The organism is Nostoc sp. 2RC, from assembly GCF_014222165.1.
Classification (GTDB): domain Bacteria; phylum Cyanobacteriota; class Cyanobacteriia; order Cyanobacteriales; family Nostocaceae; genus Nostoc; species Nostoc linckia.
The window spans coordinates 1-2223 of the sequence record NZ_JACKZU010000638.1; the positions used below are offsets into that span (position 1 = coordinate 1).

General features: G+C 37.5%; 3 protein-coding genes. 1 reads left to right on the forward strand and 2 read right to left on the reverse strand.

Annotation, left to right across the window (positions count from 1 at the left end):
- Window positions 1-30: 30 nt before the first annotated feature.
- Window positions 31-441, reverse strand: a complete 411-nt coding sequence (locus GNE10_RS34030) for a hypothetical protein (protein WP_185570437.1) — start codon at window positions 439-441, stop codon at window positions 31-33.
- Between the two features lie 169 nt (window positions 442-610).
- Here GNE10_RS34030 and GNE10_RS34035 point away from each other — a divergent pair, with 169 nt between their 5' ends.
- On the forward strand, window positions 611-1153 hold the full coding sequence (locus GNE10_RS34035; protein WP_185570439.1) for a tetratricopeptide repeat protein: 543 nt from the start codon (window positions 611-613) through the stop codon (window positions 1151-1153).
- Window positions 1154-1385: 232 nt separating this feature from the next.
- Here GNE10_RS34035 and GNE10_RS34040 read toward each other — a convergent pair.
- Window positions 1386-2223, reverse strand: an 838-nt coding sequence (locus GNE10_RS34040) for a glycosyltransferase (protein ID WP_185570438.1), incomplete at its 5' end; no start/stop codon positions are given.

Consider the following 2223-nt stretch of genomic DNA (forward strand, 5'->3'; position numbering starts at 1 on the left):
CCCATCTCCCCATCTCCCCATCTCCCCACTCTACCGAGGATAAGTAATAATAACCCGCGATCGCCCGCCGCTAAATGGTGTACGACGCCATGAGTTATTGATAATCACCGGATTGACTAGTGTTGAGTTGCGAATTGTAGGATTCACCAAAGTTGGATTAATTATGGTGGAATTTCTCACCCTTTGTCTGACGACAGGATAGGAATAATTGTTGTAATAATCAATGCGTTGTGGTGTCAATCCTGTTGCTGGGTCTACAGGCATTGGTGTGGGAATTGGACTACCATAAATGAAGGAACCAACAGCAGGCGCTCGCCTAATTCCAGAGCCACTATCAATTATAATTATGTCGGCGGATGCTGGAGCGATGGCAGCACTCATCACTGCCAGAGATATGCCTGCTCCTAGCCAATACAATTGTGAATGCTTGCTTTTTAGCATATGTTTGATAACTTGTATTTGATACCGGACTTTTTAACGAGAAAATAGCTATAGCTACTAGTTAAAATTTTAGAAGTTTATCTACTTTCAAGTTGTTAGCTTGTGAAAAGATTTTAAAAAGATTGCTGACATTGGCAAAATTAAAATAGTGGTAATTTACGAACAGAACGTGAGTGCAGAAAGTATAGAAATTGCTAAAACCCGCTACCAGACTGGAAAAATTGCCTTTGAAAATGGGCAGTACCGCGAAGCTGTGGAAAATTTAGAAAAGGCTAGCGCTCTATTAGCTCGCAATTCTCGTCTTGGAGGTGAAGTTGAAATTAGTCTGGTGACTGCTTATGAAGCAGCTGGACGCACAGATGATGCGATCGCTCTTTGCGAAAGACTCAAACGCCACCCACATTTTGAAACTAGCAAACAAGCGCGACGGATGCTTTACATCTTGAAAGCACCAAAGCTCAAAAGGCCAAGCGAATGGATGACTCAAATTCCTGATTTGGGCGCACTACCCGATAACGAACTCAAAATTACTGTTGCTGCTAAGTCTCCTAAATCTTCTCAACCGCAGAAGCCTAAACTCACTGAGCGAGAATTTGTCGATCTGAGTCAAGTTAATACTAAAGATAATCGCTTTATTTGGGTAGCGTTAATTACAATTGGTCTAACTATTTTCTATTTGCTTTGGTTGAGTGTTTCTGGAGCGCCTGTTTAATATACAGCAGACTTCAAGCAAAGTTAAATACAGTGCTAATTGATTTGTGACATATAGGAATCCTGTTTGATTGTTGAACAAAATTCTGTAGACTTTACTCTTTTATAACCATATTGCCTATTGCCTCTTGCCTGCCTCTACAGATGAGTTCATTAATCAAATCGGACTGCTATATTACTGCTGTTAATACTCAACCATCGGCACTAAAATTTTCACAACTCAAATAGGATTGCTATAAACAATGACGATATACATCAGCCGTCATTTGTGCAATGTAGTCCCAATTATATTGTTGAGCTAGCTTGAAATTGTACTGTCCCATAGACAATAATTCATGCTGTTTTTCTATAGCAGAATTCATGGCTTTCATTAAGCCTTTTTTATCATCGATTTGGTATAAAAATGCTCCTTGCTCGTCAAGCACTTCTCCAATACAACCTTTGCAGGGTGCAATGCAGGCTCTACCAAAAGACATTGCTAAAATTACCGCACCTGATGTCAAAATATCTCGATATGGAAAGATAACTACATCACAAGCATTCATGTAGACTTGAACTTCATCATCTGGAATGAACCCTGGAAAGAATTTTATTCTCGGATCTTTCGCAATTTTTTCTTTCAGGGTATCTGTAATTTCTTGGCTATCGTCATAAATTCTACCTGCAATCACTAATTGAATGTTATTACTTTTGTCGCTATTTAGCTGACTAAATTGATCTATAAGTTCAAATACTCCTTTGTAGGCACGAATTGTACCAAGGAACAAAAAAACCATACTAGAATCTTGCAAACCTAAAATTTTGCGTGCGTTTAATTTTCCGATTTTATTGTCATAAGCTTCTATGTAATTTCCATGTGGAACAACAAATATTTTATCTGTATTTTTTACAGAAAATTTTTTGACAATCTCTTTTTTTGCTATATGACAATGAGCAATCATCGCATTAGCTAATTTAGCTACTGTAAGGCTATAAATTCGGTCTAAAGCTAAGTTTTTATTTTCATGATTTTTGATATTATGTACAGTCCAAATAATTTTAATGCCGATTATTTTAATAATAATTAACTCC

Excerpts from the sequence above, each read along its gene's own strand:
- GNE10_RS34030 (WP_185570437.1), bottom strand. The coding sequence starts at position 441 with ATGCTAAAAAGCAAGCATTCACAATTGTATTGGCTAGGAGCAGGCATA.